Annotated in this window: 9 protein-coding genes; 3 read left to right on the top strand and 6 right to left on the bottom strand. The window is 64.8% G+C overall.

Going from position 1 to position 19,522, the window contains the following annotated elements; translation table 11 throughout:
- Position 1: 1 nt before the first annotated feature.
- The 3 genes from fdnG to HBF26_RS12200 form a co-directional block, all read right to left on the bottom strand.
- Entirely contained in the window at positions 2 to 2,470 is a 2,469-nt protein-coding gene (gene fdnG, locus HBF26_RS12205; protein WP_484496946.1) for a formate dehydrogenase-N subunit alpha, read from the bottom strand.
- A 12-nt stretch (positions 2,471 to 2,482) separates the two neighbouring features.
- Positions 2,483 to 3,076, bottom strand: a complete 594-nt coding sequence (locus HBF26_RS20010; RefSeq protein WP_484496945.1) for a hypothetical protein — start codon at positions 3,074 to 3,076, stop codon at positions 2,483 to 2,485.
- 358 nt (positions 3,077 to 3,434) lie between these two features.
- Positions 3,435 to 4,784 (bottom strand): serine hydrolase domain-containing protein, encoded by a 1,350-nt coding sequence (locus HBF26_RS12200; protein WP_167126659.1) that lies wholly within the window; start codon positions 4,782 to 4,784, stop codon positions 3,435 to 3,437.
- 53 nt (positions 4,785 to 4,837) lie between these two features.
- Between HBF26_RS12200 and HBF26_RS12195 the strand changes: the two genes are divergently transcribed.
- Positions 4,838 to 5,719: a LysR family transcriptional regulator gene (locus tag HBF26_RS12195; RefSeq protein ID WP_167126656.1), complete on the top strand. Its 882-nt coding sequence runs from the start codon at positions 4,838 to 4,840 to the stop codon at positions 5,717 to 5,719.
- Between the two features lie 8 nt (positions 5,720 to 5,727).
- On the opposite strand, the gene HBF26_RS12190 is transcribed toward HBF26_RS12195, so the two are convergent.
- From HBF26_RS12190 to HBF26_RS12180, 3 genes are read right to left on the bottom strand one after another with little or no spacing between them, the layout of a single operon-like run.
- Entirely contained in the window at positions 5,728 to 6,141 is a 414-nt protein-coding gene (locus tag HBF26_RS12190; RefSeq protein ID WP_167126654.1) for a nuclear transport factor 2 family protein, read from the bottom strand.
- 19 nt (positions 6,142 to 6,160) lie between these two features.
- Complete coding sequence (locus HBF26_RS12185; RefSeq protein ID WP_167126650.1) at positions 6,161 to 6,913, bottom strand: SDR family NAD(P)-dependent oxidoreductase; 753 nt, start codon at positions 6,911 to 6,913, stop codon at positions 6,161 to 6,163.
- 22 nt (positions 6,914 to 6,935) lie between these two features.
- Complete coding sequence (locus tag HBF26_RS12180) at positions 6,936 to 7,991, bottom strand: aldo/keto reductase (protein WP_167126647.1); 1,056 nt, start codon at positions 7,989 to 7,991, stop codon at positions 6,936 to 6,938.
- Between the two features lie 531 nt (positions 7,992 to 8,522).
- Between HBF26_RS12180 and HBF26_RS12175 the strand changes: the two genes are divergently transcribed.
- Complete coding sequence (locus tag HBF26_RS12175; RefSeq protein ID WP_240151327.1) at positions 8,523 to 17,030, top strand: GH36-type glycosyl hydrolase domain-containing protein; 8,508 nt, start codon at positions 8,523 to 8,525, stop codon at positions 17,028 to 17,030.
- A gap of 181 nt (positions 17,031 to 17,211) precedes the next feature.
- Complete coding sequence (locus HBF26_RS12170) at positions 17,212 to 19,497, top strand: TonB-dependent receptor (protein ID WP_167126644.1); 2,286 nt, start codon at positions 17,212 to 17,214, stop codon at positions 19,495 to 19,497.
- Positions 19,498 to 19,522 lie beyond the last annotated feature (25 nt).

Here is a 19,522-nt window from a genome sequence, read left to right as displayed (position 1 = left end):
CTCAGGCAGCGACCGGTGCGGTGGTCTTTTCGACGTTGACGAGGAACGCCTTGAACTCGGGCGTCTGTGTGTTGGCGTCGCCGACCGACGGCGTGAGTGTGTTGGCGCCGTAACCCTTGCGCGCCTGGCCGGTGAAGCCCCAGTGCAGCGGCACGCCGATGACGTGGGTGGGCTTGCCGTCGACGGTGAGCGGCTTGATGCGCTTGGTCACATAGGCCTTGCACACCACCTCGCCTCGCTTCGACGACACCTTGACCCAGCCGCCTTGCTCGATGCCCTTTTCCTTCGCGAGCGCCTCGCCGATCTCGACGAATTCCTCCGGCTGGAGGATCGCGTTGATCAGCGCGTGCTTGGTCCAGAAATGGAAGTGCTCGGTCAGGCGGTACGTGGTGGCCACGTACGGGAAATCTTCGCGCTTGCCGAAGTTGGCCCGATCGTCGGCGAAGACGCGCGCCACCGGGTTATGCGCGACCTTCGGGTGCAGCACGTTGTCGACCGGCGATTCCATGGGCTCGTAATGCTCGGGGAACGGGCCATCGGCCATGAGGTCGCGGGCGAACAGGCGTCCCATGCCTTCCGCGTTCATGATGAAGGGGCCTACGCCGTCAGTGGGCTTCACGGTGGGGCCGTAGTCGGGCACGTCGAGGCCGACCCAGCGCGTGCCGTTCCACTCGATGATCGGCTTCTTCGGGTTCCATGCCTTGCCGTTGACATCGGCGCTGGCGCGGTTGTAGAGGATGCGTCGGTTCGCCGGCCACGCCCATGCCCAGTTCGGCGCGATGCCCTGCTCACGTGGGTCGGTGGCATCGCGGCGGGCCATCATGTTGCCCTTCTCGGTGAACGATCCGGTGAAGATCCAGCAGCCCGCGGAGGTGCTGCCGTCGTCGCGAAGCTGCGCGAACGAATCCAGCAGCGTGCCGCCCTTCGTAACCGCACCCGTGGTGGCGTCGGTCAGGTCGGTGAGCGCGCGGCCGTTCATCTCCTTGGCGAGCTCTTCCGGATCGGGCGCCCGCGGGTCGGTGTACTTCCAGGTGAGGTTGAGGACCGGGTCCGGGAACGCGCCGCCCTCCTTGCGGTACAGCTCGCGCAGCCGCTGGAAGATGCCGGTCATGATCCAGATGTCGGACTTCGCGATGCCCGGGGCCTCGGCCGCTTTCCAGTGCCACTGCAGCCAGCGCGCGGAGTTGACGAGCGAGCCGCTCTCCTCGGCGAAGCAGGTGGTGGGCAGCTGGAAGACCTCGGTCTGGATCTCGGACGGCTTCGCCGGGTTCTGCGGGCCGAAGTCCTGCCAGAAACGCGAGGTCTCGGTGTCCAGCGGATCCATCGTGACCAGGAACTTCAGCTTGCTCAGGCCACGGCGGATCTTGCCGCGATCCGGGAACGCCTGCAGGGGGTTGAAGCCCTGGCAGATGTATCCGGTCAGCTCGCCGTTGTTCATCATCTCGAACGCCTTGATGACGTCGTACAACGGGATGTCGAGCTTCGGGAGCCAGTCGTAAGCCCAGTTGTTCTCGGCAGTCGCCGCGTCTCCGTAGAGCGCCTTCTGCAGGCTGACCACGAACTTGCGGTAGTTCTGCCAGTAGCTGGTCTGTCCGTCGCGCAACGGCTTGAAGAGGCGGGTCTTCATATAGTCGTCGAACGTCGTCTCGCGATCGTTCGGCAGCGTGAGGTAGCCCGGCATCAGGTTCGACAGCAGGCCCACGTCGGTGAGGCCCTGGATGTTCGAATGGCCGCGCAACGCGTTCATGCCGCCACCCGCCACGCCGATATTGCCAAGCAGCAGCTGCACCATCGCCATGGCGCGGATGTTCTGCGAACCGACGGTGTGCTGCGTCCAGCCCAGGGCGAACAGGCTGGTCATCGCCTTTTCCGGTGCCGCCGTGGCAGCGATAAGTTCGCAGATGTGCAGGAACTTGTCCTGTGGCGTGCCACAGATGCGCGAGACCATCTCCGGCGTGTAGCGGGCGACATGCTGCTTCAGCAGGTTGATGACGCAGCGCGGGTCCTGCCAGGTGTCGTCGGACTTCGCGAAGCCCTTTTCATCGAGCTCATAATCCCAGGTCGAGCGGTCGTAGCCGTGGCGCGCTTCCTCGTAGCCGCTGAACAGGCCGTCCTGGAAGGCGTACCCCTCGCGCACGATGAGACCGGCGTTCGTGTACGAACGGACGTACTCGTGCTGGATGGCGTCCTTCTCCAGCAGGTAACGCATCACGCCGCTGAGGAACGCGATGTCGGTGCCCGGCCGGATGGGGGCGTAGTAGTCGGCGACGGAGGCCGTGCGCGTGAAGCGCGGGTCGACCACGACGAGCTTCGCGCCGTTCTCGATCTTGGCTTCGATGACCCATTTGAAACCGCACGGGTGTGCCTCGGCGGCATTGCCGCCCATGACGATCACCAGATTGGCGTTACGGATGTCCTGCCAGGTGTTGGTCATTGCACCGCGACCGAATGATGGGGCCAAACTGGCCACCGTCGGTCCGTGTCAGACGCGCGCCTGGTTGTCGAACACCACCATGCCGAGGGAGCGGGTGACCTTCCAGGTGAGGAAGGACGTTTCGCTGGAGGACGCCGAGGCGGCCAGCATGCCGATGCTGGTCCAGCGGTTCACCGTGGTGCCTGCGGCATTCGTCGCCTGGAAGTGCTTGTCGCGGTCGTCCTTCATCAGGCGTGCGATGCGGTCGAGCGCGAAATCCCACGACACTTCCTTGAACTCGGCCGAGCCGGGCTCGCGGTAGCGTGGCGCCTTCAGGCGGGTCGGGGCGTGCACGATATCGAGCAGCGCCGAGCCCTTCGGGCAGAGGGTGCCGCGATTGACCGGATGGTCAGGGTCGCCCTCGATGTGGATGATGTTCGACAGCGCATTCTTCGCACGGTCGCCCATGCTGTAGATGAGGATGCCGCATGCCACCGAGCAGTACGTGCAGGTGTTGCGCGTCTCGGTGGCGTGGGTGAGCTTGAACGGCCTGACCGCTGCCGCCTGGGCCACACCGGCCGCGCCGAAGCCGAGCATGCCGAGGCTGGATGCGGCGAGGCCTAAGCCTGTGAACTTGATGAACTCTCGGCGGGTCATGGTCATCGCACGAGCTCCCGGGAATCTTGGCTGGACGAACCGTCGGGTGGAACTGACGGCAGTTGGCTTGACGTTGCTCCCTGAATACCCCGCCTTCACGGAGTGTTCGCAGGAACGCTAGCACGACTTTCCGGGCCCGTCGATGACGTTTCTGCGCTTTTGGGGTTCGACCTTTGGATGGGGGGAGGTGGCCAGGGCGAACTCCGGAGTGGTTGCGATGTGGGGCCAAGCCAGGGCCATCAAATTCGTTTGAAGATCCACATAAGTGCACTCAATCCGTGCAGAATTGCGTGGTCATCATCCAAATCGGGGCCCCGCGATGGAAAGGAGGGTCCGGATGACACTCTCGTATCGCGTTGAGAAATTATGGCACCCTCTTTTCGACCCGCGCCGACGGTTGACCGTCGGCATGGAACTTCAACGCGATGACCGCGCCCCGTTCATTCAAAACAGGCTCGATGAAATCCGTTCCGTCGTTCGCGTAGATCAGCACGTTGCCCGCAGACGGGACTAGCCGTTTTTCCGGGCCAGTATCGCGACGTATCCACGGGACACCGTTGCGGACGGCGATCACGTGGCGGCTATCACCGTCTATGACGTAGGCACCGGCAAGCGCGTTGATAGCCTCCGGTTTCCAGGCAGCCGGTTCGAACGTCCGGTAGGGGACGCCGAGTGCCAGCGCAGCAATACGCCGGGCAAGCGATCTGGCGGCGACCTTGGGTGCATCCGAATTCTCGAGCACCGCGACGGCGACATCCTGGCCTGGCGCGTAGACATAGTAAGCCGAGTAGCCTTCGATGCCCCCGGAGTGCTCCACGATGGCGACGCCGTGGAGATCGCCCGGGATGGTTCCCAGGCCATAAGGGAGTTCATGCGGGCCCAGACGAGCCCCGGTCGCCATCGATCGGAAGATGGCCGGCCACGGTGCGGGGCCGGTTGCCAACCGATGGAGGAGCATGGCGACACTTCCCGCATCGCTATCCAACGCGCCGGCGGCCCCAGGGCCGGTGATGCTGTACAACGGCGGCTTGGCCACAACATCGGCGGCGGTCGTCGAATACCCGGATGCCATGCCGGGCACGACGGTCGCATCGTCGTGAAATCCGATCGCATCGATACCGAGCGGTTCGAGCACGAGTTTTCGCTCCGCATTCGACCAGCTGAGGCCGGTAATCTTTTCAAGGATGGCGCCAAGCACCATGTAACCCGAATTGCTGTAGCGCCAGTCCGTGCCAGGGGGAAAATCGGTTCCTGCCTTTCCGATCAGTGCCAGCCGATGGGCCGTATCGAGCGGCTCGGCAAGTGGGGCATCCCACGCGTCACTGACGCCGGACGTATGGTTCAGAAGCTCGTGGACCGTGATGCCAGCGGAACCTGGAAAGCCTGGAAGCCACTTGGCAATGGAATCATCGAGTGCCAGGCGGCCATCGGCCTGGAGCTTCAGGATGGCCGCTGCCGTCACGGTCTTCGTCAGTGAGCCGATACGAAATCGACTGGCAGGGGCGAGCGCCACGTTGAGCTCGACGCTCGACAGGCCGCGCGAGGCGGAGTAGATGAGCCTGCCACCCTTCATCACGGCCACGCAGGCGCCCGGACCATCCGCCGGTATCGAGTCGACGATGGCATCGGCCTTCGATGTCCAATCAGTCACGCCGGATGCGGATACGACGGCAATCCATGCCATTGCTATGATCGCCGCCAATCCCTTTTTCATGATCATTCCCCTGGATGCCAGGGGAAGATACAACTAGGTGGCAATTGATCGCGATGGACTGGAACGACCTCCGCTTCTTCCTCTCCGTGGCCCGATCCGGCAGCCTCACGCAGACGGCCGCCGCGATGGGTGTCAGCCAGTCCACGGTCAGCCGACGCATCGGTGAGCTGGAAGCCAGCGTCGGCATGACGCTGTTCGCCCGGCATGCGACCGGGTATTTCCTCACCGATGAAGGGCGCGAAGTGCTCAGGCACGCGGAGGTGGTGGAGGACGGCATCCTCGCGCTGGAACGCGGTGCCGCCGGCCTCGACAAGACGCCGACCGGCACCGTCCGTGTGGCCACTTCGGAAAATCTGGCCACCGATCTCATCATTCCGGCGCTGCCGGTGTTCCGCGAGCGGTTCCCGGGCATCTGCCTCGAGCTCATCACCAGCAACACCACCGCGAACCTCAGCCGGCGCGAGGCGGACATCGCGCTCCGTGTCGTGCGGCCGGAGCGCGGCAATCTGAAGGTAAGGCGGGTAGGGCACATGACCTACTCGGTCTATGGCAGCCGCGACTACCTCGACGCCCATCCGGCCATTCCCGGAGAACCGCTCGAAGGGCGTCACATCATCACCTGGGACGAGAGTCACGCCCACTTGCCGGCCGCGAACTGGCTTGCGCAGACCCACCCCGGTTGCAAGGTGGCATTGGTGACGACGAGCCTCCCGACACAGATCGCGGCCGTGCGAGCCGGCCTGGGATTGGCCGTGATTCCGGACTTCCTGGCGACGGGCGACGATTTCGTGCGTGTGGTGCCGCCGGAAGAACTCTTCAGCAACGAGGTGTGGCTGGTGACCCACGCCGACCTGGTCGCGTCCGCCCGCGTCCGTGCGGTAAGCGAGTTCCTTGCGGACCACGTGGTAAAAACGAACCGCGATCTGGCCGGCTGAGCCTGGCTTCAGCCAGGCTGGAATGCGCGCCAGAGTCCGTAAGAGTCCTCGATGAAGTTGTACGCAGCGATCTTGCCGTCGCGCACGGTGCAGATCACCGCGAAGTCGCTGCTGAAGTTTTTTCCCGTGCTCACGATCCGGTGCGTGAAATGACCTGTCAGCACCGCCTGGTCGCCGCTTTCGTAGATGCGTTCCACCTGGAAATCGAGCGGCACGAAGTTCGGCGGGAACAGCGCCATCCATTCGCGAACGGCATCCTTGCCCTTGCGTACGCCGATCGTGGGCACATCCGGCGCACCCTGGACCTTCCACACCACGTCGTCGGTGAGGCAGGCGAGCGTCTTTTCGAGATCCTTGCTGAAGAACGTATCGAGGTAGGACTGGACTACCTGTCCGGCGGTCCGTTCGTTAGTCGTCGTCATGTTGCTCTCCCTCTGCAGATCAGCGGTGACCGCCGGCAAGCACCAGGAACTCTCCGGTCGTCCAGCTCGATTCGTCGGATGCGAGGTAGACCGCGGCAGGCGCGATATCGGAGGGCTTGCCCAGGCGTCCGAGCGGGGTCCTGGCGGTGATCATGGCGGCGAAATCCGATCCCTCGCCAAAGCCGCCTGCTTCCACACCTTCGGTCTCGACCACGCCGGGCTTTATCGCGTTGACGCGTATCCGGCGCGGCGCAAGCTCGGTGGCGAGGGCGCGCGTCAGTCCGTCGATGGCGCCCTTGGTAGCAGTGTAGATCGACGCGTTGTCCGGCCCGAACAGCGTCACCGTGGAACTCATGTTCACGATGCTGCCGCCATCCGGCATCACCTTCAGGGCTTCCCTCACCGCCAGCAGGTAGCCGAACACGTTCAGTTCCATGTGCCGGCGGAAGAGCTCCAGCGTGGTGTTGCCGACGGGCTGGAAGTCGTAAACGCCGGCGTTGTTGACCAGGATGTCGACACGGCCGTAAACACGGGCCGCTTCGGTGAACAACGCCTCGACCTCGCTCGGCTTGCTCATGTCGGCCTTGACGGCGACGGCCTTTCCGCCAGCGCTCACGATGTTCGCGACCAAGGCATCCGCGGCTGTCTTGCTGCTGGCGTAGTTGACGACCACGGAGGCGCCTTCGGCCGCGAACTGCTGTGCGATGGCGGCACCCAGGCCCTTCGAGGCGCCCGTGACGACGGCCACTTTGTTTTGCAGACGATGTGTCATGTGCTTGATCCTCGATCTCGAATCAGGACGTGGTCCGGCTCTGCCAGAGATCCACCGGGCCCAGACGGTCGGCGCCCTGGGTTTCCAGCATCCAGCCCGGATACTCGGCTGGAAGCTCGCTGACGGCGTCGAGCTGGCGGATCTCGTCCTCGCTCAGCGTCAGGTCGATGGCGGCGAGGTTGTCTTCCAGCTGGTCGAGTCGTTTGGCACCCACAAGCACGGAAGTGACGACAGGCTTCGAGAGCAGCCAGGCGAGGGCTACGCGGGCGGGTGTACAGCCGTGCGCTTCGGCAATGGGGCGCAGCACGTCGATCACGTCCCAGGCGCGCTCCTTGTCCACGATGGGGAAGTCGAAACCGGAGCGGCGCGAGCCTTCAGGCGACTGATTCTCACGGCTGAACTTGCCCGACAGCAGACCGCCAGCCAGCGGGCTCCACACCAGCAGGCCCATCTTCTCCGACTGCAGCAGCGGGGCGATCTCGCGCTCCACGTCGCGACCTGCGATCGAGTAATAAGCCTGCACGGTCTGGAAGCGCGAGATATTCAGCCGCGCCGAGAGGCCGAGCGCGGTAGCGATACGCCATGCCTGCCAGTTGGACACGCCGACGTAGCGGACCTTGCCTTGGCGCACCAGATCGTCCAGCGCACGCAAGGTTTCCTCCATGGGCGTAAGGACGTCGGTGGCGTGGATCTGGTACAGGTCGATGTGATCGGTCTGCAAGCGCTTCAGGCTTGCCTCCACCGCATCCATGATGTGACCGCGCGACGCGCCGACGTCGTTACGGCCCTGGCCCATGCGGCTGTAGACCTTCGTGGCCAGCACCACGTCCGATCGTGCGATGCCGAGGTTGCGGAACGACTGCCCGAGCGTGCGCTCGCTGGCGCCGGCCGAGTAGACGTCGGCGGTGTCGAAGAAGTTGATGCCGGCGTCGAAGCTGGCCTTTACGAGCCGGTCCGCATCGTCCTGGCCGACATTACCGATGTGCTTGTAAACACCGGTGCCGTCGCTGAACGTCATCGTCCCGAGGCAGAGCTGCGAGACGAGAAGACCGGTGTTGCCGAGTGTCTTGTACTTCATCGTGACCTCCGTTACTGGGGAATGCCCTGTGGAGATCAGTCTGTGGTTTCCAAAAATGAATTAGAACAGACACATAATGGAAACAGGTTTCTAAATTTAGAAAGGGTGGCTTGCGATGGTACCCGCTCGGCCTTGCGGCGGCCGGGGGAAGTTGGGGCGTAAGAACGTCGTGGTTCTCCGTTGCACTCCCGTGATGGACGTGTGCACGACGTCTCGCATCTGCATAACGCCCCCTGTGACACGATTCTGCTTCCGGGCGCTGTTACACCCACAACAGGATGCATCGATGAGCCCGTCAGCCGCCCTACTGGCAAGAAGTTGATCGGACTCGGCAGACGTGGCCAAGGCCTATCGGCAGACGTCGAGCGCGAGCCCCTGATCAGAGCGGAACTGTTCAACGCGGATCAACTGGAAGCGCACGGCCCTTTTCTTGCACATCGTCACCACGTCGCGTCGAAAAGGACGCCCGAATGGCTGGTGCCCAGGCTTGCCGACAATGAACGGATCATATTGGAAGCCTGTCGCGGCTTGATGTCGGCGAGCAGGCAGGGTGAGGCGACCACACCCGCAGGTGTCTGGCTCCTGGACAATCTTTACCTCGTCGAGGAGCAGATCGACACCGCGAAACGGGATTTTCCGGACGGCTACAGCCGCGAGCTCGTTCAGCTCGACGACGGACCGTCCAAAGGCCTGCCTCGCGTCTATGATGCCGCTCTGGAGGTCATCGCCCACGGCGACGGCCGCGTCGACGAAAGCGGGCTTGCTCGATTCCTCACGAGCTACCAGTCCGTAACGCCGCTGAGCCTCGGCGAGCTCTGGGCCGTGCCGATCATGTTGCGCATGGCCCTGATCGAAAACCTGCGCCGCATCGCCGTTCGCCTGACCCATGATCGCGCAGGTCGCAGGCGCGCCGCGCGATGGGCGAACGCGATGACACGGATGGCGGCGGAAGACGCGAAAAACGTGGTGCTCGTCGTGGCCGACATGGCCCGGTCGGCTCCGGTGATGACCGCGCCGTTCGTGGCCGAGCTTGTGCGGCGGCTGCAGGGGCAGGGACCGGCGCTCGCGATGCCGTTGAGCTGGGTCGAGCAACGCCTCGCGGAATCGGGGCAAAGCATCGATTACCTGGTTCAGATGGAGTCACAGCAGCAGGCCGCGCAGCAGGTGTCGATGAGCAATAGCATCGGCAGCCTGCGCGCCCTCGCGATGATCGACTGGCAGGCGCTCGTCGAACGGACGAGCCTCGTCGACGCTGCCTTGCGGGAAGATCCGGCTGGCGTCTATGGACGCATGGATTTCGCCAGCCGTGACGACTATCGCCATCGGATCGAGCGCCTCGCCCGAAAGAATGGGCTCGACGAGGTGCACGTGGCGCGTGCCGTGCTCGACGCGAGCCTGGCCGGGCAGGGACTGTCCTCGCATGTCGGCTACCACCTCCACGGCAATGGCCTGCCAGCATTGCGGCGAAGGCTTGGAATCCGCAGCTCGCGTACGGACCGCGACGGCACTGCGGTGTCGAGGTCGACCTTTGGCTTGTCCATGGCGCTCTTCGTCGGCCTGACGCTCGCCCTGACGACAGTCCTGTTGGGCAGCGGTTCGCTCGAGCATTTCAATCCGGTGCTGATCGTCATCCTGGTTCTCGCCGCCGCGATACTCGCAAGCCAATTCGCACTCGGGCTGCTGAACCTCGCGGCTACGGTGCTGACGCGTCCCGATCGGCTCCCACGCATGGACTACAGCAAAGGCATCCCGATCGAGGCGAGCACCATGGTGGTTGTACCGACGTTGCTTGGCAATCCGGGCGATGTCGACGAGCTGGTGGATGCGCTCGAGATCAGGTTTCTCGCAAATCGCGATGCCTGCCTGCGATTCGCGCTCCTTACCGACTTCACCGACGCCGTGACCCCGTCATTGCCCGGCGATCCGGCGATTCTCCAGCGCGCACACGATCGCGTGGACGCGCTCAACGCGCGATACGCTTCCGGTGGCCCGGACCTGTTTTTCCTGTTTCACAGGCCGAGGGAATGGAGCGACACCGAGCAGTGCTGGATCGGCGCGGATCGCAAGCGGGGCAAGCTCGCGGCGCTGAACGCGTTGTTGCGAGGCCAGGGGCGGAGCCGTTTCCAGCTCGTGGTGGGACGTCTCGAGCACCTTCCGCACATCCGTTACGTGATCACGCTGGACACCGACACGCATCTCCCGCGCGATGCGGCGCATCTGCTGGTCGGCGCCATGGACCATCCGCTGAACCGGCCCGTCTTCGATGCCGCGCATACCCTGGTCACCTCGGGCTACGGCATCATGCAGCCGCGCATCGGCATCGCGCTGCCGGCGCAGGCACGGTCGCTGCACGCGCGCCTCTATGGCGCGGATGCGGGTGTCGATCCGTATACGCGAGCCACGTCGGACGTGTATCAAGACCTCTTCCACGAAGGCTCCTTCATCGGAAAGGGTATCTACGACATCGATGCCTTCGAGCATGCGATGGCCGACCGATTCCGCCCGGAGCGCGTGCTCAGCCACGACCTGATCGAGGGGTGCGTGGCCCGTTCCGCGTTGCTCACCGACGTGCTCGTCTTCGAAGGCACGCCGGACCGCTACCTCGACGAGAGCCAGCGCCGTCATCGCTGGATGCGAGGTGACTGGCAACTCCTGCCGTGGTTGCTCCCGATGGTGCCGGCTGCCGGGAAGTGGCGGCGCAACGATCTCAGCAGCCTGTCCCGATGGAAGATTTTCGACAACCTGCGCCGCAGTCTCGTGCCCGCTGCCACGTGGCTTCTGCTGGTCGTCGGCTGGCTCGCGATGACGCCGCTCGTGACCTGGACGCTGGCCGTCCTATCCATGGCGCTGCTCCCCATTCTCCTGCAGGCGTTCATGGAGGCCGTTCGCAAACCTCGCGACATCGACTGGCGCCAGCAGGGTCACGTCGCGCTGGCCGCGTCGGGCGCGCATGCGGCGCGGCTCGCGATCGCGATCGCGTCACTGCCCCACGATGCGTACTCGGGGCTGGATGCGATGGTCCGTTCCGTCTGGCGTATCGCCGTCAGCCGCCGACACCTTCTCGAATGGCGCTCGTCGGGCCTCGTGTCGAAGCAGGGACGCCATCGACATCGAGTGCCGTGGGCTGCCATGTGGCCCGGTCCGGCGTCGGCTCTCGCGGTGTTCGCGCTCCTCGCTTTCGCGCGCCCGCTCGCCATCGTCGTGGCATCACCCTGGCTGGTGCTCTGGGCGACCTCGCCGGTGATCGCGTGGTGGGTCAGCCGCGCTCCGACGAGCCGCCGTTTCGTCCCCAACGAGGGCGATCTAGCCTTCCTGCGGAAGCTTGCGCGGCGCACATGGGGGTTCTTCGAAGTGCACGGCGGCCCCGACGATCACGGACTACCGCCCGACAACCTGCAGATGGTGCCGCAGCCCCGCTTGGCGAGACGGACATCCCCCACCAATATCGGCCTGGGGCTGTTGGCCGGTTTCGCCGCCTACGACTTCGGTTATCTCGGTACCGGCCGCCTCCTCGAGCGCACGGCGGCGACGCTTGCCACGCTTGGCCGGCTGGAACGGTACCGCGGCCACTTTCTGAACTGGTACGACACTGAAACGCTGCAGCCCCTGCATCCGCGCTACGTGTCCAGTGTCGATAGCGGCAATCTGGCCGGCCACCTCATGACGTTGAGGCAAGGGCTGCTCGGATTGGTGGACGATCCCGTATTCCGGCGCGAATCGATCGCCGGCCTGCGCGACACGCTGGACGTCCTGGCTGATTCGCTGACGACCGCGCCACCCCCCGAATGGCGTGTCTGGGCCCAGGTACTCACCAGCGCGGCGGATGCGCCACCCGCGTCCTTGGGCGAAGTGCTGGCATTCGCGGAGGAGCAGCGCGTTCGTGCGGAAGCGCTGCGCGCCGGGCTGACGCATGAGCCGTCCGATGATGCGGCCTTCTGGCTGGGACGGCTCGTGGCGCAGTGCGACGACCTGATGGCCGAGGCGACATGCTGGAGCGGGAATGTAACGGGTACGCCATCGCTCCCTTCATTGGCCGAACTCGCCGCGGAGACCGGCACGGCGCGCGGTGAGTGTGCCCGTTCGCGGATCGCCGTACTGAAGGACGCCGCGGCGATCGTGGGGCACCTCTCGGTGATGGACCAGGCTTTCATGTACGACGAGCATCGGCGGCTGTTCTCGATCGGCTATGACCTCGAACGGCATGTGCTCGACGTGTCCTTCTACGACCTGCTTGCGTCGGAGGCGCGCCTGACGACGTTCGTTGCGATCGCGCAGGGACAGGTCTTGCAGGAAAGCTGGTTTTCGCTCGGTCGTCTTCTGACGAGAGCGCACGGCCTGCCGGTGCTGCTGTCGTGGACGGGCTCGATGTTCGAATACCTGATGCCGATGCTGGTGATGCCGACCTACGAGGGAAGCCTCCTCGACGAGACCCTGCGCAACGCAGTCGCGCGGCAGATCGACTATGGCAAGCAACGTGGCGTGCCCTGGGGCGTTTCCGAATCGGGATACCACGCCGTCGATGCGAGCATGACTTACCAGTACCGGGCGTTCGGTGTGCCCGGCCTCGGTCTGAAACGCGGTCTGGGCGACGATCTGGTCGTCGCACCGTACGCTACGGCGCTCGCGCTGATGGTGTCGCCTGCGGCGGCCACCGCCAATCTGCGGCGCCTCAGCGAGGCAGGCATGGCGGGCCGTTACGGCCTGTATGAAGCGCTCGACTACACGCCGTCGCGTCTGCGGCCTGGACAGGACTCGGCGATCGTGCAGTCGTACATGTCTCACCATCAGGGGATGTCGCTGCTGGCCATAGGGCACGCGCTGCTCGACAAGCCGATGCAGCGCCGGTTCGAAGCCGACCCCAACGTAATGGCCACGAGTCTTCTGCTGCAGGAGAGGCTCCCCCTTTCCTCGAGCGAATACCTCCGGCATACCGGCATGGGAGACAGTACGCAACAGGCGACGGGAGCCGAGTCGCAACTCCGCCTGTTCACCGATCCGAATCGTCCCCGGCCGGCCGTGCAGCTGCTTTCCAACGGCCGCTACCACGTGATGGTAAGCAGTGCCGGTGGCGGTTACAGCCGCCGCGACGCCATGGCGGTGACACGCTGGCGAGAGGACATCACGCGGGACAACCACGGCATGTTCTGTTACCTGCGCGACCCATCGAACGACGAGGTCTGGAGCACCACCTATCAGCCGACGATGCGGGAAACGGACAGTTTCGAGGCCATCTTCGCCGAGTCGCGCGCCGAATTCCGTGTTCGTCAGCGCGCGTTCGAAACGCATACCGAGATCGTGGTTTCACCGGAAGACGACATCGAACTTCGCCGTACGCGTATCACGAACCGCCACAAGACCCGACGCACCGTCGAACTCACCAGTTACGCCGAACTGGTGCTTGCCGATGCCGCCAGCGACACGGCGCATCCGGCGTTCAGCAAGCTCTTCGTCACCACCGAGATCGTCGCATCGATGCAGGCGCTGCTGTGCACGCGTCGTGGTCGCTCGGCCGCAGAAAAGCCGCCTTGGGCGTGTCATCTCGCGGCGGTGCACGATGCCGACATCGACGAGATCTCTTACGAAACCGATCGGGCACGCTTCATCGGTCGTGGCCGCAGCGCGGCCGATCCCCTCGCGCTCGCTCCGGGAAGCCGCGCGCTCAGCGGCACGGCGGGCCCGGTCCTGGATCCCATTGCCGCCATCCGTGTGCGCATCACCCTCGAACCCGAACAAACCGCGACGCTCGATTTCGTCACGGGTGTCGGCGACGACCGTGGCCAATGCATGCGCCTGATCGAAAAATACCGTGATCGCCATCTATCCGATCGCGTATTCGACCTCGCGTGGACGCATAGCCAGGTGACGCTGCGCCAGGCGAATGCGACGCTCGCGGATGCGCAGCTGTTCGAGCATATGGCCACTTCGATCATCTATGCGAACCGGGCAATGCGCGCAGCGCCGTCGATGATCGCCGCGAATACGCGCGGCCAGTCGGGACTGTGGGGGCAGGCCGTCTCGGGCGACCTGCCCATCGTGCTGCTGCGCATTGGCGACATCGCGCGCCTCGACATCGCACGCGACCTCATCCGCGCCGCCGCCTACTGGCGACTGCGCGGACTGGCCGTGGACCTGGTGATCTGGAACGAAGACAGCACCGGCTATCGGCAGGCCCTCCACGAGGCGCTGATCGGACTGCTTGCATCGGGTGCCGAAGCGAGCCTTCTGGACCGTCCGGGCGGTGTGTACATCCGGGCAGCGCAGCCTCTGTCGTACGAGGACCGGCTCGTCATGGAAGCCAGTGCACGCATCGTGGTCGTGGACACGCTTGGCTCCCTGCAGGAGCAGATGGAGCGTCACCGCATGGTACCGGCGCCGGCGATCGCCGAGCCGGCGGGCTGGCTGCCACGCATCGCCGAGGCGAAGATCGCCGCGACGCAGGCCACAGGCGAGTTCTCCGCCGACGGAACGGAGTACGTGATCACGTCGGGGCAGGGCGCCACCACGCCGGCCCCGTGGTGCAACGTGCTGGCGAACCCCGGTTTCGGCAGTGTCGTCTCGGAAAGCGGTAGCGCGTATACGTGGTCGGGCAACGCCCATGGTTGCCGCCTGACGCCATGGCAGAACGATCCGGTGGAAGACGCCTGTGGCGAGGCCCTGTACCTGCGCGACGAAGCGACGGGTCATGCGTGGTCGCCGTCGCCCCTGCCCATGCGAGGGGAGGGCGCCTATACCACGCGCCACGGGTTCGGATACTCGGTGTTCGAGCATGCCGAACGCGACGTGGCGACGCGGCTGGAAGTCTTCGTCGCACGGGACGCTCCGCTCAAGTTCCAGGTGCTCAGCATCACCAACAAGGGGTCGGAGGAGCTGCTGCTCACTGCGACTGGATACGTGGAATGGGTGCTCGGCGATATTCGCGAGAAGAATGCCATGCACATCGTGACCGACGTCGATCCAACGACGGGCGCGCTGTTCGCGCGAAACGCATACAACGGCGATTTCCCTGGCCGGGTCGCATTCTTCGATGTCGGCGACAACGATCGCGAGATCGGGGGTGACCGCGGCGACTTCCTCGGCCGGAACGGTCGCGCGTCCTCGCCTCTTGCCCTGCGGCGCCAGGGATGGAGCAACAGGGTCGGCGCAGGGCTCGATCCTTGTGGCGCGCTGCGTGTCAGCGTCCGCCTTGCACCTGGCGAATCGCGTGACCTCGTCTTCCGGCTTGGCATGGGTGACAGCGAAGCCGAGGCACGCGAGCTCGTGCAACGCTATCGCCAGGATGGCGCCGCCGCACGCGAGTTGGCCGAGGTACGCGCGCGTTGGAGCGAACTGCTCGGTGCGGTGCAGGTACGGAGCCCTGAGCCGGCCGTCGACGTCTTCGCGAACGGCTGGCTTCTGTACCAGACCATCGCGAGCAGGATCTGGGCTCGTAGCGGCTACTACCAATCCGGCGGTGCGATCGGTTTCCGTGACCAGCTGCAAGACTCGATGGCTATGCTGCACGCGGATCCCACCGTGGCGAGGGCCCAGCTTCTGACCTGCGCGGGGCGACAGTTCATCGAAGGGGACGTCCAGCACTGGTGGCATCCTCCCTCCGGCAGAGGCGTACGCACCACGTGTTCGGACGACTTCCTCTGGCTTCCGCTCGCTGCGAGCCGTTATGCACGCGCGACCGCCGACACCATGGTGCTCGATGAAGCGATCGAATACATCGAGATGCGTGCGCTGAGGCCCGGCGAAGAATCCGTTTACGACCTTCCGCGCGTATCGGGCACGCGAGAAACGCTTTACGAACACTGCGTTCGCGCACTCGAGCACGCCATGTCGCGCGGAACGCACGGGCTGCCGCTGATAGGCGGCGGCGACTGGAATGATGGGATGAACCGGATAGGCGAGGGCGGGAAGGGGGAAAGCGTGTGGCTGGCATTCTTCCTGATGCACGTCCTTCGCGAGTTCGCACCGCTGGCAGCGGGACGCGGCGACGCGGTGTTCGCCGCGCACTGCGACGAGGAGGCGAACCGGCTCGCTGCGAACGTCGAAGCTCACGCGTGGGACGGCGAGTGGTACCTCCGCGCATGGTTCGACGACGGCACACCGCTCGGTTCCGCCGCCAACGACGAATGCCGCATCGACGCGGTAGCGCAGAGCTGGTCGGTACTTTCCGGCGGTGCGCCGGACGGCCGTGCGCGCGAAGCCATGCGTTCGGTCGACGCGCACCTCGTCCGTCCGGACGCAGGCCTGATCCAGCTCCTCGACCCGCCCTTCGACAAGACGGCAATGGACCCGGGCTACATCAAGGGCTACCTGCCCGGCGTGCGCGAGAACGGCGGCCAGTACACCCACGCGGCAGTATGGGTAGCGATGGCATTCGCTCGCTTGGGCCAAACCGAGCACGCGTGGGACCTGGCACGGATGATCCTCCCGTCAAGTCATACGGCAGATGCGGCTTCGATGGCCACGTATAAGGTCGAACCCTACGTGCTTGCGGCAGACGTCTATGCGGTCGAGCCGCATGTCGGGCGCGGAGGGTGGACGTGGTACACGGGATCGGCGGGCTGGATGTATCGTCTGTTGATCGAATCGCTGTTCGGTATTTCTCTCGTCGACGGCCGGCTGTCCATCGTTCCATGTGTGCCGGCGGCATGGGACGGCTATTCGGTCACCTATCGACACGGGTCCTCGACGTACGACATCGAGTTACGACGCGCTCATCCCGACGAAGCCGTCTCGTTGACGCTCGATGGCGAAGCGGTCGAAGGCAATAGCGTGCAGATGACCGACGACAGTGCCGTTCACCAGGTGCTGTGTGTGTACTGTGTGGCCCCGCCCACAACCGACGCCCCTTCCACGGATCGGCAAAACCCCACCCCTCACGAGATCCGCGAGGCGGGCTTACGCGACTACGACAAGGCCGCGGCGACCAACCCGAAGGCCTGTGCAATGCGCGTGTGCGATGCATCGGGAAAGGTACACGCGCTTGGAACCATCAGCTCTTCCGAAGGGCTGAAAGGTGGGACACGGCGTTCTGATTGGACGGATTGAGTTCAAGAGAGCACCTGTAATTCCGGATCGAGCCGTCCCGATCTCCCGTCGCCTCCATGATCCCCAGCCCGGGCTCTACGCACATGTGCATGTTATCGAGATATCATTTGACACATTCATGATACGGTGATAACACTGACACCGCGACCTCATGGTGTCGTCGCCTCGGGGGAGGAAATTCATGTTCCGTCGTCAACCGTTCCACGGTCAGAAGTCCATCTGTGCAGCGATCGCATTGGCCTTGAGCGTGCCCGTGCTGGCCGCGGCACAGGATGCTCCGGTGTCCGCACAGGGCAGCGATGCAGCGCAGGCTGCGGCTCATCCGCAGGCCAAATCGCACGAGCCGACCGAACTCACGGCAGTTACCGTGACCGCCAACAAGCGCAGCGAGCGCGTGATGGACGTGCCGATGGCCGTCTCCGCGTTGAACGGCGGCCAACTCGAACGCGAGAGTGCGCAGAGCTTTGCCGATTACGCGACCCGGGTGCCCGGTCTCAACACGGTCAGCCAGGGCCCCGGTCAGACACAACTGACGCTGCGTGGTATCACGTCCGGCTCGAACACGCCCAATGCCACCGTCGGTACCTATATCGACGACACACCGTTCGGCTCGAGCACCGTGTACGCCGCCGGGTCCATACTGACACCCGACATCGATCCCGACGACGTGGACCGCATCGAGGTGCTGCGCGGGCCGCAGGGCACGCTCTACGGTTCGAACACGCTCGGTGGACTGGTGAAGTTTGTCACCACGCCGCCCGACAGCACCCGTTTCGCCGGTCGCGTGCAGGTGGGCGGCAGCAGCGTATCGCACGGGGGCGACGGCTTCGACACGCACGCGATGGTCAATCTGCCGCTGGTCAAGGACGAACTTGCGCTGCGCGTGAACGCGTACGCGCGACGCGATCCCGGTTACATCGACAACGTGGCGGACGGCAAGAAGCACACCAACGATGCCAAGATTCGCGGCGGCCGCGCGCAGTTGCTGTGGACCCCATCGAGCAACGTCTCGGTAAGGCTCGCCGCCCTGGCGCAGAACCTCGACGGCGACGCACTGGCCAACGCCGGCGTGCAGATCGACCCGGTCTCGCTACGGCCGATCTACGGCGACCTGCGCCAGTCGCAGGCCATAGGCACCGGCAAGTTCGGCGTACGCTACCGGCTGTACAGCGCCGACGTCAGCGCCGATTTCGGCTGGGCCACGCTGGTTTCGTCGACAAGTTACGGCAAGCTCGACAAGCGCTCGAACACGGACGCCACCTTCGCCTACGGGCCGCTGGTCAATCCGTTGCTCGGCCTGGACAACGGCGCCTATTCAATCAGCAATCCGTTGGACCTGAACAAGGTGACGCAGGAACTGCGCCTGCAGTCGGCCGCCGATCAGACGGTGGAATGGCGCGCGGGTGTGTTCTTCACCCGTGAGCACACCACCAACGAGCAGGACGTCAACGTCTTCGACGCCACCACCGGCGCCCCGATCGCGCTGCCGGCGCCCGCCGGTCACGTTGCCGTCGGTCCGGCGAACTTCAAGGAGTGGGCCGGTTATGCGGACATCACCTGGCATGCCACATCGCGCTTCGCGGTGACGGTGGGCGGACGCTACAGCCACGACAGCACCGAGTTCCACGAAACCAGCTACGGCCTGCTCGCGCCCACGGCCGATTTCACGCTGAAAAGCACGGACAAGCCTGCCACGTATCTGGTCAACCCCACGTTCAAGTTCAACGACAACCTGATGGTCTATGGCCGCATCGCCTCGAGCTTCCGTCCCGGCGGCGCGAACACCTCGGTGCTGCCCGGCACGGATGCGCCGAAGACCTTCGACCAGGATCGTCTGGTCAACTACGAACTCGGCCTCAAGAGCAGTTCGGAGGACAAGCGCTCCACCGTCGAGCTGGCCGCTTTCCTGATCGACTGGAAGGATATCCAGCTCGCCGCGCAGGAGGGTGGCGTGTCGTTCCTCAGCAACGGCGGCAAGGCGCGCAGCCACGGCCTGGAGGCGAGCTGGAACTATGTGGCGGCGAACGGCCTGGTGCTCTCCACCAATGCCACGTGGACGCATGCCGAACTGACCTCCGATACGCCGCCCGGACTCTTCGGCCGCAAGGGCGACCGGCTGCCGTACGTGCCGAAGTTGAACGCGAACCTCGGTATCGACTACGACTTCACGGTCGGCGAGAACTGGTCCGCCTTCGTCGGCGGCAGCTACCGCTACGTTGGCGATCGCGTTTCCGATTTCTCGACGGTGGACGGACCGCGTTTCGCCATCCCCAGTTACAGCACGCTGGACCTGCGCGCGGGAGTCTACGTCGGCGACTTCACCTTCAAGGCTTACGTGAAGAACGTGTTCGACAAGCGCGGCGTATCGTCGATCGGTCCCGAGACGCTCGATCCCCGAGCTTCGCCGTTCAGTGCGCGCTACATCGTGCCGCGCACGGTGGGCGTCTCCGCGAGCGTCGACTTCTGATCCTTCGCCCGGCCACCGTCCTTCC

The sequence above is a fragment of the Luteibacter jiangsuensis genome (assembly GCF_011742555.1).
GTDB classification, from domain to species: domain Bacteria; phylum Pseudomonadota; class Gammaproteobacteria; order Xanthomonadales; family Rhodanobacteraceae; genus Luteibacter; species Luteibacter jiangsuensis.
Note: the sequence above shows the minus strand (reverse complement) of the source record. Positions and strands in the feature narration are given on the sequence as shown.

Coding starts and splice junctions, on each gene's coding strand:
- HBF26_RS20010 (WP_484496945.1), bottom strand. CDS start 3,076: ATGACCATGACCCGCCGAGAGTTCATCAAGTTCACAGGCTTAGGCCTC.
- HBF26_RS12200 (WP_167126659.1), bottom strand. CDS start 4,784: ATGAAAAAGGGATTGGCGGCGATCATAGCAATGGCATGGATTGCCGTC.
- HBF26_RS12195 (WP_167126656.1), top strand. CDS start 4,838: ATGGACTGGAACGACCTCCGCTTCTTCCTCTCCGTGGCCCGATCCGGC.
- HBF26_RS12190 (WP_167126654.1), bottom strand. CDS start 6,141: ATGACGACGACTAACGAACGGACCGCCGGACAGGTAGTCCAGTCCTAC.
- HBF26_RS12185 (WP_167126650.1), bottom strand. CDS start 6,913: ATGACACATCGTCTGCAAAACAAAGTGGCCGTCGTCACGGGCGCCTCG.
- HBF26_RS12180 (WP_167126647.1), bottom strand. CDS start 7,991: ATGAAGTACAAGACACTCGGCAACACCGGTCTTCTCGTCTCGCAGCTC.
- HBF26_RS12175 (WP_240151327.1), top strand. CDS start 8,523: ATGTCGGCGAGCAGGCAGGGTGAGGCGACCACACCCGCAGGTGTCTGG.
- HBF26_RS12170 (WP_167126644.1), top strand. CDS start 17,212: ATGTTCCGTCGTCAACCGTTCCACGGTCAGAAGTCCATCTGTGCAGCG.